Below are 17,193 nucleotides of genomic sequence, written 5' to 3' on the forward strand. Positions count from 1 at the left end.
GCATGACCACGGTTCTCCTGCTCACCTGTGACGGCGCCGCCCGCGAGGCGGATGTCGAAAGCAAACTCGTCATGGAAGCTCTCACCTCCTACGGCATCGCGTCGACGATGGCGCCGTGGTCGAGCCCGTCCCTCCTCGATATCGACGCCGACCTGGTTCTGATCCGGTCGACCTGGGACTACACCCAGCGCCTCGACGAATTTCTTGCCGTTCTCGATCAGCTGACCGCCCCGATCGCCAACCCGCTCCCGATCGTCGAGTGGAACGCCCACAAGGGATACCTCACCGAACTTGCCGCGGCCGGCGTACCTATCGTCCCAACCGCTGTGATCGCTGCCGGAAAGAGCGAAACACTCACCCTCCCTTCGTTCGAGGGTGCCGACGTCATCGTCAAGCCTGCAGTGTCCGCCGGCGCTGTCGGAGTGGGAAAGTTTGCCGCCGGGTCCGAGCAGGCCCACGCTCACCTCAGTTCAATCCTCGAGAGTGGCAACGACGCTCTGGTCCAGCCCTTCATCTCGGATGTCGTAGACGGCGAGCGCTCGATCATCCACCTCGGCGGACGCTACTCCCACGCCGTCCGGAAGATCCCGGCCACCAACGACTTCCGCGTGCAGGAGTTCCACGGCGGAACCAACCACGTCCACGAACCGTCCACCGCCGAACTCGCGGTGGCCGACGCGGCGCTGGCCGCAGCCCCTTGCGGTCCCGGCGAATTGCTTTATGCGCGTGTGGACGTCGTGGGGCCGGTGGATCAACCACTGCTCATGGAAGTGGAATTGATCGAGCCCGAACTCTTTCTGCCATTCGCCCCGGGATCTGCCGACGCCCTCGCACGGGCAGTTGTCGCGTCTCTAGGTCTGTGAAGCGCCTCGGAGTGCCTTCTTGTCGACCTTCCCCAAAGCAGTGAGCGGCAACGCTTCCACAATTGAAATCTCCTTGGGCGCCCAGATCGGGCCCTTGTGTGATCTCACGTGTGCGACGAGCTGCTCGGGCGTGACCGACCATCCCGTCTTCAGTACGACTGCCGCGGTAACCGCTTCTCCCCATTGAGGATCGGGGACACCGAATACTGCACAGGCGGCCACTGCGGGATGATGTCCGAGTGAGTCCTCGACTTCGCGCGGGTAGACGTTGAATCCACCACTGATGATCGTGTCCTTGATGCGGTCGACGATCGAGATGAGCCCAGTTTCGTCGATCCGAGCAACGTCGCCGGTGTGCAACCACCCATTCGCGAGCGCTGCAGCGGTTTGTTCAGGTTTGTTCCAATAGCCGTCCATCACGAGCGGACCTCGCACACAAAGCTCGCCGGGTACGCCCGTCGCGGTCTCGTTTCCCTGCTCGTCGAACAACACCACTTCGACACCTGGCATCGCGCGCCCACAACTCCCCAGAACTGCGGGATCGTCCGTGTGCTCACGTGTATCGAGCACCGTCAACGCATTCGGGGCTTCGGCCTGACCGTAGTGCTGGCTCAGGATCGGCCCGAACACCGCCCCTGCCTGCGCGAGCCTGGTGGGGTCGATGGGTGCAGCACCGTAAAGCATCCAGTTCAGCCCGGACAGATTCGCATCCGACAGGCGTGGATGGTCGAGCAAGGCGTAGAGCATCGTAGGAACGACGAATGTAGCTGTGACTCCGTCATTTTCGATTGCGTCGACAACCCTGTCCGGGTCGAACGACCTGTGCAACTCGAAGCTTGCACCTCGCTGCAGACCGGGTGCGACGAGCAGACCGGCAGCATGAGACATCGGCGTGGTGAGCAGCATGGTGGTATCAGCCGGCCACTCCCACGTGGTGCAGGCCCAGGCATTGGCGACCAAAGATCGGTCCCTGAGCATGACGCCCTTCGGCTCACCGGTAGTTCCACCGGTGTAGAAGAGATACAAAGCTCGACCCTGACCGCCGAAGTCTGAACCTGTTCCCGCCGTAGCCAATTCACACGCTGATTCGAGGGCTGACAGTGACATCACTCGAGTCTGCGCCGCTTCGGCGCGCGTCTGGAACTGTCCGTCGGCAACCAACAGGAGATCGGTACCACTGTCTTTCAGCACCATCCTGTCGTTCTCTTCGGTCGCGAGCGGATGGAGTGCCGTGTAGCGCACGCCCGCCAGACACGCTGCCGCCATGACCGTGAATGCTTCAGGACACGGACCCGCAAGCAGGGCTACCCCGCCTCCGTCCGGCAGAGCGAGGCTACTGAGGACACCTGCAATCCGCTCGATCTGTTCCGCGGTCTGCCGATATGTCAGCTCGGCCCGATCACCGTTCCGATCCGTGAATCGAAACGCGATGTGGTCTGGTCGGCGTCGCAGCGCCGACAGAATCAGATCCGCATATCCCGCTTGCTCGTGCAAGCCTGGCGCCATCGGTTCATCGTTCATCATGTCCGCGTTCATCGTGGCCCTCCCAAGATCGTGACCGCGGCGACGGCTTCCTCGATGCCGTAGAGACCTCCGCCGTTCTCTGCGACCGCGATTCGAGCCCCGGGAACCTGTCGCCGCGCTGCTTGTCCACGCAACTGCGTGACAAGTTCGAAGACCTGCGCTAGTCCCGTTGCCGAGACCGGATGACCACGGGATTCGAGCCCACCTGACGGATTGACCGGACGCACGCCTCCCAATGAACTCGCACCGGACGCAGACCACGCGCCGCCCTCACCGATCGGGCAGAACCCCAAATTCTCGACCTGCTGTACTTCACCGAAGGCCGTGGCGTCGTGGACCTCTGCCACATCCACATCGCCTGGCCCGACTCCGGCTTCCTCGTATGCGCTCATTGCCGCTCGGCGACCGATGTGACTCTCGACGTCATCTGCGGCCCGATCCGTGCCTGACACCAAGCTGCAACCGAGTACCCGCGCCGCCCGCCGAGAGGAATCATGCCTTCGCGCAAAGTCTGCAGTGGTCACAACAATTGCCGCCGCACCGTCACTGACGGGCGAACACATCGGAACGGTCAGAGGCCACGCGACTCGCCTCGCGGCAAGCACCTCGTCGACAGTGAAGGGTTTGCGAAAGTGCGACCACGGATTGTGCACGGAGTGCGCATGATTTTTGGCTGCTACGGACGCGAGTTCGAACTCGGTCGTTCCGAATCTCTCCATGTGCGCCCGAGCAAGAGAAGCGTAGATCTCCATGAACACCGACCGCTCACCCTGCGATCCGAGTTCACCCGGCACCGGAGCGGAGAGTGAGGCAAGGCCGGCGAGCGTCTCGTCGCGATGCGCAACGTCGAGTGCACCGTCGAACACCTCCAGACTTCGAGCGGGATCCGAGCACACCAGCTTGTCCACCCCGACCGCCAATGCGACCTCGGACAGACCGGCGCGAACGTGGGCGATCGCCAGCCAGAGTGCCGTTGCCCCGCCGGCGCAGGCATTTTCGACATTGACGACCGGGACTCCACCGAAACCGTAAGGCCTCAAGGCAATCTGGCCTGGGATCATGTGCTGCCGGTCGATCGCCTTCTGACTGACGGTCGCGTAGAAGACTGCACCGACGTCACCGCGGGTCAGGCCCGCGTCTTCGACGGCGTCGATCGCTGCACGCCCCGCCAATTCCGAGGCCGAGGTATCCGCGTGCCGCCCGAAGGGAGTCGCGCCGACACCGAGAACCATGACTTCGCCGCTCACGCCACCACTCGATTCCTCAATACACCGAGGCCGGCGACCTCGAGTTCGACTACGTCTCCCGGTTCGAGGAACCGCCCGTGTTCCAAGCCGCATCCACTCGGCACGGTGCCGGAACAGAAGACTTCACCCGGGTACAGCCGCGTGGAAGTCGAGGCGAACGAAATCACGTCCTCGAAACGATGGTCCATGTCGGCGCTGGTTCCTCGGCTCACCTCGTCTCCGTTGATTCTCGCGGTCATCTCGAGCTGGTACGGGTCTCCGACTTCGTCGGCCGTCACGATCCAGGGGCCGAGGACATTCGCGTTCGAAAAGTCCTTGCTCTTACTGAGACCGAGTCCGGTGGAGATCTCCTCGAGCTGAGTATCGCGGGCGCTGAAATCGTTGAAGATGGTGTAACCGAAGATATGCGCAGGGGCATCCGCTCGTGAGATGTCGCTTCCACCGCGCCCCAACACACAGGCGAATTCGAGTTCGTAATCGCGCAGGCTCGAGTACTCGGGCCACACGACCTCAGATTCGTGTCCGGTCACCGCCAATCGGTTCGCTATGTAATACAGCGGGCGCTCCAACTGAATCTTCGGCAGTTCGACGTCCTCGAGTGCGACCCCTTGAATTCGGGCGCGAGCGTTGCGGAAGTGATCCATGAAGCAGCCGAAGTCTCGGATCTGGACCGGCTGAGGAAGCGGCGACATCCAGCGCACATCACCCGCGTCGACGATCGCACTTGCCGGCTGCTCGTCTGCCAGCCGATCCAGGATCTCCCGTGCCGCCGGACCACCTTCGATGATGGTTTGCATGGTTTCCAGTTCTGGAGCCGGTTTTCCCGTCACATCATGATGAGCTCGCTCGAGTAACAACAGTTGCTCGCCGCTGCCCGTCACCAGAGCCGTCTGCTGGGTCTTTTCGTATTCGACGGTCGCAAGTTTCACTGTGAGTCAATACCTTTCACTGAATTGTTCGTTAGGTGAGGCAGGAATTTTGCTCAGACGAACGCGACCACACGAGCCGGGGCAGCGCTGGCTCGCGCAAGCTTGATCGGGAAAAACGCCACATGAAATCCCGAGGGCGGAAGCGCGGCGAGGTTCGCCAGTTGCTGAACGATGAATACTTCACGTTCGCGTCCGGCCCGGTGCCCGTCCCAGAGAACCGAGTTGTCGCCGGTGTCACGAAATTTCTGTGCCATGACTGCAAAGCTCAAGTCCCAGCCGGCAGCGTCGGTGCCCAGCACCTTCGCGCCTTGCTCGGCGAGAAACAGCGTGCCTTCGCGACTCATCCCTGGATACTGAAAGAACCCTGTATCAGCCAAGGTGAAGCTCTCTTGTCCGGTACGGAGCAACACGGCACCATCCTGGGGAACGGACGCACCGTTTTCCGCCAGGGCAGCTTTCAGCGCGTCCACCGAGATCGGCTGATTCGCCTCGCACCGGCCGCGCAGGTCGAGCACCACTGTCTCGCAGAATAATTCATCCAACGCGATGTCTGTGATCGTGCGAGAAGGCTTACCCTCCGAGGTTGATCCGTAGTGCAACGGCGCGTCGACGTGTGTGCCCAGATGGCTGTTGAACTCACTCAACATCTCCGATCCCCACCCCTCACCGTCCGGAAGATCATGAACTCCGCACTGCAGTGCTGCCGCGAACTCGTCGCGTCCGGCACCTGCGGGGTGCGAGTAGGTCACCGAGGGGGCAACGACGGAAGCCAGTGCCTTCAAACCCTCGGGGAGCAATTCCCGATCGGCCGGATCGAGAGTTCTAGTCAGATCGATGAGTTCCATGTCCGCCCATTTCCGTTAAGTTATTGGACGCTCAGCATAGAACTGGACGATCAACATAGGCAAGAGGGTGTCGCGAGAGGAATACGGCCGTCCGATGACCGGCCTCGTAGCATGAGTGCCGGTGCGCAGGTCTCGGCCCCGACGGGCACGTCGACGTCACCGCGTGCCGGAATTGGCTGCACTCGAGAACGAAAGAAGGCAGGAACACCGAATGGCGTCGACACGCAAGCAGGAGATTTCCGAGGAAACCAGACGGCGACTGGTGAAGGCCGCGGCCGAACTGGCTGCGGAAGGCGGGTCGGCCGCTATGTCCGTACAAGCCGTGGCGGAAAGATCCGGCATCAGCCGAGGGTCTGTGGCCTGGCACTTCGGATCGAAAGACGGGCTTCTACGAGCCGTCGTCGAAGACGCATTCCGGTGGGGCATGGAGAAGTTGCGCGCAGAGTTGGCATCATCCTCGGCGACCGGAATCGAAGCATTGATCGAAGCCAACTTCGTGTTGATGTCGTACCCCGAGGCACGAATTTTCTCGACCATCCTGATCGAAGCCGTGATTCCCGGGTCCACCATCCGCGAGACCTACGCAGAGCAGTACGTCGCAATGCGAACGCTGTACGCGGACTACCTGCGTTCGATCGACACACCGGTCGCCAATCCGGAGTTGGTTGCCGTCACCCTTCTGGCCGGCACTCTCGGGATCAACCTCCAACATCGCCTCGATCCCGACAACGTCGATCGACGTTCGGCGGTAACCGAACTCGAATCGATCTATGCCCGCGCGATGGCATCTACCGCAACGTCAGGGCACGAGAATCCGGCAGCACACGAGAATCCATAGGCGAACCGGAAGTTCAACTTCCCGAACAACTTTCGCCCGCAGCCTGGGGTGGGACCGCATCGAGCCTGGTGCGAATGAACCTGGCGACGTCGCGTAACGCAGCCCGGCTCTCCGGCAAGCCAGGCCACACGGCGGGAAACGCGTGAACCTGGCCGTTCCAGATCTGCAGCGAGCACGGCACCCCCGCGGCGGCGAGCCGTTGCGCCATCACCTCCGAATCGACTCTGAGCCCCTCGGATTCGGCGGCAATCAGCAACGACGGCGGCAAAGCGGCAAGATCGCCGTCGACGGGCGAGTTCGTCTGTCCGCCAAGCTTTCCGATCGCCATCAATGCCGACACCGGGGCGATCACGTCGCGTCGAGCGTTGGCATGGACCGATTTGGTGGTGCAATCGAGATCGAGGAGCGGCGAGAGGCCGACAAGACCGGCCGGAACCTCGAGCCCCGCGGAAACTGCTGCAAGCGCCGTCGCGAAGACCAGGAAACCTCCGGCCGAATCACCAACGAAGACAACCTTTTCCGGCAAGGCTCCCTGTTCGAGGAGCCACCGGTACGCATCCAGGCAGTCGTCGACGGACCCGCTGATGCTCGTGCTCGGCAACTGCCGATATGCGATGTGCAGGACCGGAAGGCCGGTTCGCTTGGCGATGCCGGCAACGACCGGCCGATGCGTGTTGAGCCCGCAGCACATGAACCCGCCGCCGTGCAGGTAGAGAACTACACCCTCGCGCAGATCAGCCGTCGAGCCTGCCGTGCGCACGAGTTCGCCGTCGAAACCTGGAAAACGAATCGCTTCCCGATCGATCCCGGAGGGAATGCGTACACCCGCGGCCGAGTCCAGAACTGCGGCGCGGCGCATTGCGCCAGGCGTCAGCGGCGCGATCCCAACTACGGGCCGAAGCATCCATCGACACGCGTTGTAGAGGACCTGCGATTCGATACTCGGCCTGCCGTATCGAGTTCCGGTCCTACGACTGACTGTCGGCAACAGAGACATCTGTCCAGATTAGAAGCGATCAGGCACCGAAGAGGTCGACTTCGTCGAGATCGTCGACGATCGTGACCTTTCGTTTCCGCCCGCCGATGACCTTGCCCAGGCCGCGCAGTCCACCGGACTGAGCTTTCGGGGCGGGTTCGATGCGCTGCGGCGCAACTCTCGTCCGCGCTGCGCGCTGTACGGGCTTGGGTGCGGGAGCTGATGCCGGTGCCTCCGGAACGACGGGCGCCGCCGGAACCTCGGGTTCGGGAATCTCTGCTGGAACGACCGCTTCCGGCTCCACGAAGCCCTGAGCAACCGGGGCCTCGGGCGCGACCTCAGCGACCTCAGCCACCTGCTCCACCTGCACCGGTCCGTCGATCACCGGGATGTCCGACGCCCAGCGGACCCGATACTCGAGGCCGCGCGACGCCAGTTCACGTGCGAGATCCGCGTGCCAGACCCCGTCTTCGCCGTCGCCGTATGCCCGCGCGTCGGAACTGACCCAGATGACGTCGACCTCCGGGTTGCGGTCGGCGAGATCGAGCACGGTCAGCCAGTTCAGCGTCGCCGGGTAGCCGTCTCGCTTCTTCTTGTCGGTATAGGGCCGACGCAGCGAGATCGCCCTCTCGGCCACCTCGAGATGCGACACGTCGACTGGATCGACCACTTCGACGCCGATCGCCACGAGGTCTTCGATCACGTCGTCGACGTAGCCGTCGGCCTTGTCGTGAGCAGCGTCGACGAACCTCGTGAGGTCGCGCCGCAACCCCAGTCGGTCGTACATGCGCGCCTGGACGCTCAGGGCCGCGATCATCTCCGCCGATTCCTCGCGGTAGCGGCTCGCAACCTCGAGTACGACCAATCGCGGCACGACGACGCGGTGTCCGAGTGCGCGAGCGTCGGCGATGGCGGCGTCGAACCGTGCGCCCCTGGTCAGGGCCGAAGAATCGAGAACGATGATCATGGGGTCGATTCTCTCTCGAGAAACCGGACGAATGCGCTAATCCACCCCGAACCGTTACTTGATCTTGAAGATCACTGCCCGCTGAACGATGAAGTTGATGACCGTCGCGGTGCCCTGTGCGATGACGAAGGCCAGCGGTGTCCGCCACCAATGTTCGTCGAAGACATGGACCATCACTTCGTTGAGTCCGACCTGGACCGCAAAAGTGATCGCATACAACGCGACGACAGCGATGAAGCGGGCGCGAGAAGGCTCGGCCTTGAACGTCCACCGACGATTGATGAGGTACGCCGTCGTGGTGCCTGCGACGAAGCTCAGCGATTTTGCGGCGACGCGCGGCAACCCCAACGCGAGGAGCAGCACATACAGCCCGTAGTCCACGACCGCCGACAGCCCACCCGTCGCGACGAACCGGACGATCTGCGTTTTCAGGTCCATCGCGTCGTCGGCGATGTCCGTCGTGACAGGAATCTCGACGGGCAGCGGGACATGGGGTTCGTGCTGGTGACTTGCAGGTGTTTCGGGCACGACGACGAGAGTAACCACTCGAGTCGGAGCCGTCGGCACTACTCCCAGGTAACCTCTACCTTGATGTCCACGACAGCAGAAGAGACGCCGCAGCCGGCTCTCCACACCCAAGCCCGCACCCTCACCGGTTGGGGACGCACCGCCGCCACCACCGCACAGGTGCTGTCCACCCCCGACGTGGAAGTGATCGCCAACGCGGTCGCCCAGGTTGCGGAACAGAACGATTCCAAGCCATCGCATCTGCGACGCGGCGTCATCGCGCGTGGCCTCGGCCGCTCGTACGGCGACCCGGCGCAGAACGCCGGCGGGCTGGTCATCGACATGAATGCACTCAGCCGCATTCATCGCATCGATCGCGACACCGCTCTGGTGGACGTCGACGCCGGTGTGAATCTGGATCAGCTGATGAAGGCTGCTCTGCCGTTCGGCCTGTGGGTTCCGGTCCTGCCGGGTACTCGCCAGGTGACGATCGGCGGCGCCATCGGCTCGGACATCCACGGCAAGAACCACCACAGCGCAGGTAGCTTCGGCAACCACGTCGTGTCGTTGGATCTACTGACGGCCGACGGCAAGGTTCGCACGCTCACCCCCAAGGGCGGGCGCAACGACCCGAAGGCCGCACTGTTCTGGGCCACGATCGGCGGCATGGGCCTGACGGGCATCATCTTGCGGGCAACCATCAAGATGACACCGACCGAGACGGCGTACTTCATCGCCGACGGCGACGTCACCAACAGCCTCGACGAGACCATCGCGCTGCACAGCGACGGCAGCGAGGCCAACTACGAGTACTCGAGCGCCTGGTTCGACGCGATTTCCGCGCCCCCGAAGCTCGGCCGTGCGGCAGTCTCGCGCGGATCTCTGGCGAAGCTCGACCAGCTTCCGGCCAAGCTGCAGAAGAACCCGCTCGCCTTCGATGCGCCGCAGTTGCTGACGTTCCCCGACGTCTTCCCCAACGGGCTGGCCAACAAGTTCAACTTCACCGCGATCGGTGAGGTCTGGTTCCGCAAGTCCGGCAAGTACCGCGGCAAGGTCCAGAATCTGACGCAGTTCTACCACCCGCTCGACATGTTCGGTGAGTGGAACCGGGCGTACGGATCCAACGGATTCCTGCAGTACCAGTTCGTGGTTCCGCCGGAGGCCGTCGACGAATTCAAGAAGATCATCGTCGACATCCAGCGCAGCGGGCACTACTCGTTCCTCAACGTGTTCAAGCTCTTCGGCGAGGGCAATCAGGCGCCGCTGAGCTTCCCGATCCCGGGCTGGAACATCTGCGTCGACTTCCGCATCAAGCCGGGCCTGAACGAGTTCGTCACCGAACTCGACAAGCGTGTCCTCGAATTCGGTGGGCGCCTGTACACGGCCAAGGATTCGCGGACGTCCGCGGAAACTTTCCACGCCATGTACCCGCGCATCGACGAGTGGATCGCGACGCGCCGCAAGTACGACCCCACAGGCGTTTTCGCCTCCGATATGTCCAGAAGGCTGGAACTGTGATCAACGCTGTAGGTAACCCGCAAACCGTTTTGCTTCTCGGTGGAACCTCCGAGATCGGCCTCGCCATCTGTGAGGAATACCTGAAGAAGGCGCCGCTCCGCGTCATTCTTGCGGCACTTCCCGGCGATCCGGGACGCGAAGCTGCGGTCAAGCAGCTCGAAGCGAAGGGTGCCACCTCGGTGGAGCTCATCGACTTCGACGCCGTTGATTTCGAATCGCACCCGAAGGTGATCGACCAGGCGTTCTCGAACGGGGACGTCGACGTCGCGATCGTCGCCTTCGCATTGGACGGTGACTCCGAAGAGCTGTGGCAGAACCAGCGCAAGGCGGTTCTGGTCGCAAACGTGAACTACACAGCGTCCGTCTCGGTCGGTGTTCTTCTCGGCGAGAAGATGAAGGCTCAGGGCTTCGGCAAGATCATCGCGATGTCGTCGGTTGCCGGCGAGCGCGTCAAGCGTGCCAACTTCGTCTACGGCTCCACCAAGGCAGGCCTCGACGGTTTCTACCTCGGACTCGGCGAGGCTCTCGCGGAATTCGGACCGCAGGTCACCGTCGTTCGCCCCGGCATGGTGCGCACGCAGTTCAGTGCCCACGTCAAGGAAGCTCCGCTGACGGTCAACAAGGACATCGTCGCGAAGCTCGCTGTTGCCGCCTCGGACAAGGGCAAGGAAATCGTCTGGACTCCCGGCCCGTGGCGCTTCGTCATGATGGGTCTTCGCCACGTGCCGCGCCCGATCTTCCGGAAGTTGCCGGTTTAAGCTCCTCCCGTGCCAGAAACAACAACTGCTCCGAGTACAGAACTTTCGACCCCGTCGCCGTGGCGTAATGCCGCGGCGACGGTGGTGGAAATGGCCCTCGGAGCGCTGGTCGCCGCTGTTGTAGCCGCTGTCGGGCTCTTTGCTTTCGGCCGAGTGCAGTGGCCGGCGTTCACGTCTTCCAACGTCACGCAGGCCGTCACGACGGTGCTGCAGGTGCTCTGCATCGCAGTGGTCGGTGTTGCGGTTCTGATGTTCCGCGCCCGCAAGGCCGAGCGGGTCGCAAAACTCCTCTCGTGGGCCGGGCTCTCCGGTTTCGTCACCACGACGCTCGGACTTCCCCTGGCCGCGACGAGTCTGTATCTGCACGGCGTCTCGGTCGATCAGCAGTTCCGGACCGAGTACCTGACCCGGCTGACGGATTCGGCTGCGCTGCAGGACATGACGTACGTGGATCTGCCGCCGTTCTACCCGGCCGGCTGGTTCTGGATCGGTGGACGCGTCGCGAACCTGCTGGGCATGGACGGTTGGGAAGCGTTCAAGCCCTACGCGATCGGCTCGCTGGCTGTCGTCGCCGTCGTCGCACTCGTGTTGTGGACCAAGCTGATTCGACGCGATTGGGCCGTAGTCGCAGCGTTGGCCGTCACTGCCGTCGTGTTGGCGTACAACGCCCCCGAGGCGTACGGCGCCGTCATCAACCTCCTGATCCCGCCGGTGCTGATCCTCGCGTGGGGCGCATTGGACCGGCCGGGGGCGTCTCGATTCGCCGGTGCCGGCGCAATTCTCGGGACGGGTCTGTTCCTCGGTTTTGCCGCAACCGTCTACACGCTGTATCTCGGATTCGCCGCGTTCGCAGTGACTCTGATGGCAGTCGTTGCCGCAGTACTTGCCGCCCGCGCTCAGAACACGTGGAAAGCCGCACTGGGTCCCCTTGTCAGGCTCGCCGCAATCGCGGTGATCTCGGGTTTGGTCGCTCTGACGGTCTGGGCGCCCTACCTGTTGAAGGCACTCTCGGGTGCCACTGCAGAATCCGGCACGGCAATGCACTACCTCCCCGATTCCGGTGCGGTACTGCCCTTCCCGATGCTGAGTTTCTCGCTCGTCGGCGGACTGTGCCTACTCGGCACGGTCTGGCTGATTTCTCGTTTCCTCTTCTCCCGCCGCGCCCGGGCACTCGGTATCGGTGTCATTGCCGTGTACCTGTGGGCACTGCTGTCCATGACGTTCACCGTCGCCGGCAGTACGCTCCTCGGCTTTCGACTGGAGTCGGTCCTGATCGGACTCCTTGCGGCCGCCGGCGTGTTCGGATTCTTCGAGTTCGCCGGTTGGATCGTCCTGGCCACCAGCGAAAATCCCCGCGTCAAAGCGGTACTGGTTGCACTCGGTGTCATCGGAGCCATCGCCTTCGCGCAGAACATCCCGCAGGTGCTGGCGCCGGATATCGCTGTGGCATACAGCGATACCGACGGCAACGGCGAGCGCGGGGACAAGCGACCTCCCGGGGCCGAAGCCAATTACGCGGACATCGACCGGATCATCCGCGAACAGTTGGGACGTGAACCCCATGACACGGTGGTACTCACCGCCGACATCGGCTTCCTGAGCTTCTACCCGTACTTCGGTTTCCAAGGTCTGACGTCGCACTACGCAAACCCCCTCGCCGATTTCCGTGCCCGCGCCGCACTGATCGAGCAGTGGTCGGAACTGAAGACCCCTGACGAACTGATAGCTGCGCTGGACGCGTCGCCGTGGCGCAGTCCCGACGCCTTCGTCTTCCGCCAGGGCGCCGACGGGTACACACTGCGGTTGGCCGAGGATGTCTACCCCAACGACCCGAACGTCCGCCGCTACACGGTCACGTTCCCCAAGGAATTGTTCGACGATCCTCGTTTCACAGTCACCGAGCAGGGTCCGTTTGTGGTCGTTACCCGCTCTGACGCGATCTAACCAGGAGATACGTCACAAAAGGCTTACCGTCGGGGTCGTTGACGCGACCCCGACGCACCCCTAACTTCATACCGTGACCCGAACCGATGCCCGAGCGGCAATGATCGATGCAGCCGAGCGTCTGGTTGCCGAACGAGGTCTGGCCGCTCTGACGCTTCGTGATGTTCAGACCGAAGCCGGACAGGCCAACAAATCGGCTGCGCAGTATCACTTCGGTTCACGTGAAGGTTTGCTGGCGGCCGTCGTCGAGTCCAGAATGCGACCTGCCGGTGAGCGTCGACGCGAGTTGCTCGACACGATCGATCTCGACGCGAATCCACCGACGATGCGTGCCCTCGTCGAGGCTCTCGTCCTGCCGTTGGCGGAACAGACCATCTACCGCGAGGGCACGTTGTACGCACGGTTCCTGGTGCAGTCGATCTTCGACCCGGCCATGTCGTCGACCATCCGTGATCACATGCAGGCCGAGAGTTTCCGCGAAGTTCAGCGGCGGATAGTCGCTGCGTCCTCGTTGCCGGCAGAGATCGCCGAACTTCGGGCGGGAACTCTGACCGTGCTCGCCGTCGTCACTTTTGCCACGTGGGAGGGGCGCGTCGACAACCGAGAACGTGCTCACGTGATTGTTGCCGACCTCATCGAAAGTTGCCTCGGAGCACTCTCGGCCCCGGCTGCGCAAATCTGACACGCTGTCCGGCGAGTTTGTTTCCGAAACTGCCGGGGTACTCAGCCCCTCCAAGCGCAGTCGAGCAAACGGCCGCATCAACCACCGGCGGGGTAGGTGATGACAGTGAGCGAACTCGTTACGCAAAGCCGCGAGCTTGTACCGCATCGTGCAGTTCTCGATTCCGCAGAACATGTTCTGGTCATTGCGCGCGGCAAACCGTTCGGGCGCGAGCAGGCCTTCCACGAAGTGTTGAGCGTCGCGATTCGCAATCGCATCGAAGTACTCACTCTGGCAAGGGCTCTCATCGACGTTTCCGAGTCCCGCGACTACCGCGCGATCCCGACCGACACCGCACATACCGTTGCGGTGCTCGAATGGGGTGAGCTACTCGAGATCCCGACCGAACACCACGAGAAGTCAAGAGCCGAATCGGCTGGGGACGTCGATGAATCGAGCGGACCCGACGACCCGGTCGAACCCGAGTACCTGGTCGAGACCGACGTGGGCGGACGCGTCGTCTTCGTCGCCCTCGCGTTCACGATCGGCGGGATAGTCGGATTCTTCGCGCACGACTGGGCACTTCTGCTTCTGATCACCGCCGTGTACCTCGTGTGGATCGCGGCACGGCTGGTCGCGAAACTCGTCAGTGTTTCCCGCAGTGCCCATTGGGCGGACGCCGAGCCTATTCGTGGCACCGATTCGACAACTCACAACGCGGAACGCTCCCACCACCACGCTGTTGCAGCGTGAGGGCGGGAGCGCCGGTACTGCTTCACAGTCGTTGCGGCACACCGTAAGTGACGACGGTATCGCCATTCGACGTGACAGCCTTCGCGTACGGCCTGATGGTTACCGGCCCGATGGCTCCCTGTACGTATCCGTGAACTCCGGAGAGCCGGACGGCTGCTTCAGGTCCGTCGAATTCCTGGTCTTCGAGTAGCGCGACGTCGGTGATACCGCCCGGCGCCAGATCGACGTCCAGTTCCTGTGAAGGAATGATGTCGCCGCCGATGGCGAACCCGTTCGAAATGTCCAGGCCCAGTTCGAAGTCCGGAACCAGACCGATACCGAGGTTCGTTCCGCTCTCGACTGCCCAGTCGAGGCCGGGACTGTTGAGAACAACCGTCGCACCGGTCAACGCGATCGGGTAGCCGATTTGATAACCGATCGTCAGCTTCGTGCCGGTGAAACTTGCTGCGTCCGGCCCGTCGATCTTCACGCCGGCAACCCCGTCGTGGAAGAACTCGACGCTCAGCGGTGAGCTGTCGAGAGGCGGAAAGACGTGGATAGCGGTATCAGCCTGATAGACCTCTATCCGATTTCCTTTGACGTCGGTGATCGAACTGGTGTTGTCGACGCCTGCCGACGCCGTCCCACCCCCCAGGACAACGGCCAGTAAGGCCACTGCTCCCACTGCGCTACTGCGAACTGCTGTCTTCGACATGCACAAGCACCATCCCATCCGGTATAGGCCCCGGACGTAGGTTCCAACTCTTCGTCGAGGATGGGATTCGTCGGGGCTGCCTGAACAAACGCGAGCAAGATCCTTGTTGCGATACCCCGGTCACGAACCCGTCAAACGATGCACGAAAACATTACTTTCCGGACAAGTCGGGTGGCCCGGTTTGTCCCGTCGACTGCGCCCGCTCGCGGACGCGAACCGTTTTGTTCGTTACTCTGACAGAGGAAGTTATCGAATCGAGACCTAAATAGGCCACCCCGAACTTCTGAGAACTGCCACTTCAGGGATGGGCGCCAGCACCGAAAGGCACCGACTGCATGACCGAGACCTTGCCCGACGTCCAACTGCTCGAAGAAGCACGTCCAGGGCGAGTCCGTTCAGCAGTGCGGCGCTCGGTCGTCCAGCGCGGGCGTCTTGTCGACCTCGCGATCATGGCGACGTTCACCGTTGCGGCGATCTACGTGATGTCGAACCTGTGGAGCGATCTGCAGTCCGGCTATCTGTTCAACGCGGGCCGCGACCAGGCCATGTGGGAATGGTTCTTCGCCGATACCGCTCACGCCCTCGCCCAGTTCCGCAGCCCGCTGTTCAGTGACCTGCAGAATTACCCGCTCGGCGTGAACCTGATGGCCAATACCGCGATGTTCGGCATCAGCATCCCGCTGGCCCCGATCACGCTGATCTTCGGACCGACGGCCACGTATGCGATCGGGCTGACCGCCGGCCTCGGCGGCACTGCCATCGCTTGGTACTGGGCATTCTCGCGGCACGTACTGACCGGCGTCTCCGTCCGCTCCAAGATCGCGGCCGCCGTCGGAGCGGGGTTCTGCGGATTCGCGCCCGCCATGATCTCGCATGCCAACGGCCACCCGAACTTCGTCGCGTTCTTCGTACTTCCGTTCATCTTCTTGCAGGTAGTGCGCATCTCGAACGGCAAGCGTCCGGTTCGCGACGGAATCGTTCTCGGCCTACTCGTCGCGTGGCAGATCTTCCTCGGCGAAGAGCCGCTCCTCATCTTCACGATGTCAGCCATGGTGTTCGGCGCCGCCTATGCACTGCCTGACCTGGCCAAGTCGCGCCAGGCGATCAAGCGCGCGATGCCCGGTCTCGTGATCGGCGGCGCGGTCACACTCCTGATCACCGCGGTGCCGCTGTGGTCGCAGTTCTTCGGCCCTGCGAGCTACGACGGCGTCTCGCACGGTCAGGCCGGCAACGACACCGCTGCACTCACCACGTTCCCGACCGAATCGGTCGCGGGCGATCCCGAGGGCGCGGAGTTCCGGATGAACCCGACCGAGGAGAACGCGTACTTCGGATGGCCGTTGGTGCTCCTGCTTCTCGGCGCAACGGTGTGGCTGTGGCGCATCCGCCTGACCCGCGCTGCCGCCGCCGTGATCGTGGTGATGGGTGTGCTCTCGCTCGGTTCCGAACTGACCATCGACGGTGACAAGACCGGCATCACCCTGCCGTGGAAACTCCTCGCCGACTTGCCGTTGTTCGAATCGGTGCTCGAATCCCGATTCGCGATGGGCGCGATTCCGGCGATCGGACTGTTGCTCACCCTCGGCACCTACCGCGCTTTTGTCGAACTTCGTGGACCGCGCCGCACGGCAGCCGGTGTCTGGCTGGTGGCACTCGCCGTCGCGATGATTCCCCTCATCCCGACCCCCATCGACGCCGATCAGCGATCTGCGACGCCCGAATTCATCACCAGCGGCTCGTGGGAGAACTACGTCAGCGACGGCACCCTGGTGACGGTCCCTGTCGCGAGCGCCGAAGACGCCCGCGCACTGAGCTGGCAGGTCGACGCCGACTTCGGCTTCCCCATCGCCGGCGGGTACTTCGTCGGCCCGGATTCGAAGACCCGCGCCGGGATCTACGGCGCCGAGTCCCGGCCCACCTCGACCCTGCTGGTCAATGCCAAACAAACCGGCAAGGTCCCGTTGATCGACGTGGGCACCAGGGCGAACGCACTGACCGACCTGCGGTACTGGCACGCCGACGTACTGGTGCTTCCCCGATTCTCCGGCGACGACGCCCTGCGCCACACGGTCGACGAGCTGGTCGGCTTCGACGCCAAGCGCGTCGACGACGTGTGGGTGTGGGACGTACGAGACCTCGTGAGCGGCAAGACCTCCAACCAGAGCTGAG

The 17,193-nt window shown here is 63.0% G+C and carries 16 protein-coding genes; 8 read left to right on the forward strand and 8 right to left on the reverse strand.

The features are described 5' to 3' along the window. The first annotated feature begins 2 nt into the window (after nucleotides 1-2). On the forward strand, nucleotides 3-863 hold the full coding sequence (locus H351_RS01805) for an ATP-grasp domain-containing protein (protein WP_029254223.1): 861 nt from the start codon (nucleotides 3-5) through the stop codon (nucleotides 861-863). On the opposite strand, the gene H351_RS01810 is transcribed toward H351_RS01805, so the two are convergent. Genes H351_RS01810 through H351_RS01825 form a run of 4 tightly spaced genes read right to left on the reverse strand, consistent with a single transcriptional unit; the run spans nucleotide 852 to nucleotide 5,408 of the window. Then, the gene (locus H351_RS01810) at nucleotides 852-2,399 is read right to left on the reverse strand and encodes an AMP-binding protein (protein WP_029254222.1); all 1,548 of its coding nucleotides are present in this window, start codon (nucleotides 2,397-2,399) and stop codon (nucleotides 852-854) included. The genes H351_RS01805 and H351_RS01810 overlap by 12 nt on opposite strands. Continuing rightward, nucleotides 2,396-3,634 (reverse strand): thiolase family protein, encoded by a 1,239-nt coding sequence (locus tag H351_RS01815; protein ID WP_020905787.1) that lies wholly within the window; start codon nucleotides 3,632-3,634, stop codon nucleotides 2,396-2,398. Before H351_RS01815 ends, H351_RS01810 begins: the two co-directional genes overlap by 4 nt. After that, entirely contained in the window at nucleotides 3,631-4,563 is a 933-nt protein-coding gene (locus H351_RS01820; protein WP_019746428.1) for a fumarylacetoacetate hydrolase family protein, read from the reverse strand. The genes H351_RS01815 and H351_RS01820 overlap by 4 nt, the downstream gene beginning before the upstream one ends. A gap of 53 nt (nucleotides 4,564-4,616) precedes the next feature. Beyond that, nucleotides 4,617-5,408: a cyclase family protein gene (locus H351_RS01825; protein ID WP_051636443.1), complete on the reverse strand. Its 792-nt coding sequence runs from the start codon at nucleotides 5,406-5,408 to the stop codon at nucleotides 4,617-4,619. Between the two features lie 211 nt (nucleotides 5,409-5,619). Here H351_RS01825 and H351_RS01830 point away from each other — a divergent pair, with 211 nt between their 5' ends. Then, nucleotides 5,620-6,246 carry a TetR/AcrR family transcriptional regulator gene (locus H351_RS01830; RefSeq protein WP_124566830.1) on the forward strand — a complete coding sequence of 209 codons (627 nt, stop codon included), beginning with the start codon at nucleotides 5,620-5,622 and terminating at the stop codon, nucleotides 6,244-6,246. 13 nt (nucleotides 6,247-6,259) lie between these two features. Here H351_RS01830 and H351_RS01835 read toward each other — a convergent pair whose 3' ends face one another. Genes H351_RS01835 through H351_RS01845 form a run of 3 tightly spaced genes read right to left on the reverse strand, consistent with a single transcriptional unit; the run spans nucleotide 6,260 to nucleotide 8,717 of the window. Then, on the reverse strand, nucleotides 6,260-7,243 hold the full coding sequence (locus H351_RS01835) for an alpha/beta hydrolase (RefSeq protein WP_029254219.1): 984 nt from the start codon (nucleotides 7,241-7,243) through the stop codon (nucleotides 6,260-6,262). Nucleotides 7,244-7,262: 19 nt separating this feature from the next. After that, a complete protein-coding gene (locus H351_RS01840; RefSeq protein ID WP_029254218.1) occupies nucleotides 7,263-8,189 on the reverse strand; it encodes a PIN domain-containing protein in 927 nt (308 codons plus the stop codon). Between the two features lie 54 nt (nucleotides 8,190-8,243). Further along, nucleotides 8,244-8,717: a GtrA family protein gene (locus H351_RS01845; protein ID WP_276328031.1), complete on the reverse strand. Its 474-nt coding sequence runs from the start codon at nucleotides 8,715-8,717 to the stop codon at nucleotides 8,244-8,246. A 63-nt stretch (nucleotides 8,718-8,780) separates the two neighbouring features. Here H351_RS01845 and H351_RS01850 point away from each other — a divergent pair, with 63 nt between their 5' ends. The 5 genes from H351_RS01850 (at nucleotide 8,781) to H351_RS01870 (ending at nucleotide 14,330) form a co-directional block, all read left to right on the forward strand. Beyond that, nucleotides 8,781-10,214, forward strand: a complete 1,434-nt coding sequence (locus H351_RS01850; protein WP_003943934.1) for a decaprenylphosphoryl-beta-D-ribose oxidase — start codon at nucleotides 8,781-8,783, stop codon at nucleotides 10,212-10,214. After that, nucleotides 10,211-10,972 carry a decaprenylphospho-beta-D-erythro-pentofuranosid-2-ulose 2-reductase gene (locus H351_RS01855; RefSeq protein ID WP_019746424.1) on the forward strand — a complete coding sequence of 254 codons (762 nt, stop codon included), beginning with the start codon at nucleotides 10,211-10,213 and terminating at the stop codon, nucleotides 10,970-10,972. The genes H351_RS01850 and H351_RS01855 overlap by 4 nt, the downstream gene beginning before the upstream one ends. A gap of 90 nt (nucleotides 10,973-11,062) precedes the next feature. Beyond that, on the forward strand, nucleotides 11,063-12,916 hold the full coding sequence (locus H351_RS01860) for a galactan 5-O-arabinofuranosyltransferase (RefSeq protein ID WP_029254216.1): 1,854 nt from the start codon (nucleotides 11,063-11,065) through the stop codon (nucleotides 12,914-12,916). 73 nt (nucleotides 12,917-12,989) lie between these two features. Continuing rightward, nucleotides 12,990-13,598 carry a TetR family transcriptional regulator gene (locus H351_RS01865; RefSeq protein WP_244891420.1) on the forward strand — a complete coding sequence of 203 codons (609 nt, stop codon included), beginning with the start codon at nucleotides 12,990-12,992 and terminating at the stop codon, nucleotides 13,596-13,598. Nucleotides 13,599-13,697: 99 nt separating this feature from the next. Then, nucleotides 13,698-14,330: a hypothetical protein gene (locus H351_RS01870; protein ID WP_029254214.1), complete on the forward strand. Its 633-nt coding sequence runs from the start codon at nucleotides 13,698-13,700 to the stop codon at nucleotides 14,328-14,330. A gap of 22 nt (nucleotides 14,331-14,352) precedes the next feature. Here H351_RS01870 and H351_RS01875 read toward each other — a convergent pair whose 3' ends face one another. Beyond that, the gene (locus H351_RS01875; RefSeq protein ID WP_020968119.1) at nucleotides 14,353-15,024 is read right to left on the reverse strand and encodes an MspA family porin; all 672 of its coding nucleotides are present in this window, start codon (nucleotides 15,022-15,024) and stop codon (nucleotides 14,353-14,355) included. Nucleotides 15,025-15,359: 335 nt separating this feature from the next. Here H351_RS01875 and H351_RS01880 point away from each other — a divergent pair, with 335 nt between their 5' ends. Further along, the gene (locus H351_RS01880; RefSeq protein WP_019746419.1) at nucleotides 15,360-17,192 is read left to right on the forward strand and encodes a glycosyl transferase; all 1,833 of its coding nucleotides are present in this window, start codon (nucleotides 15,360-15,362) and stop codon (nucleotides 17,190-17,192) included. The last annotated feature ends 1 nt before the right edge of the window (nucleotide 17,193 follow it).

It is taken from the genome of Rhodococcus erythropolis R138 (genome assembly GCF_000696675.2).
In the GTDB taxonomy this organism is placed as follows: domain Bacteria; phylum Actinomycetota; class Actinomycetes; order Mycobacteriales; family Mycobacteriaceae; genus Rhodococcus_F; species Rhodococcus_F erythropolis.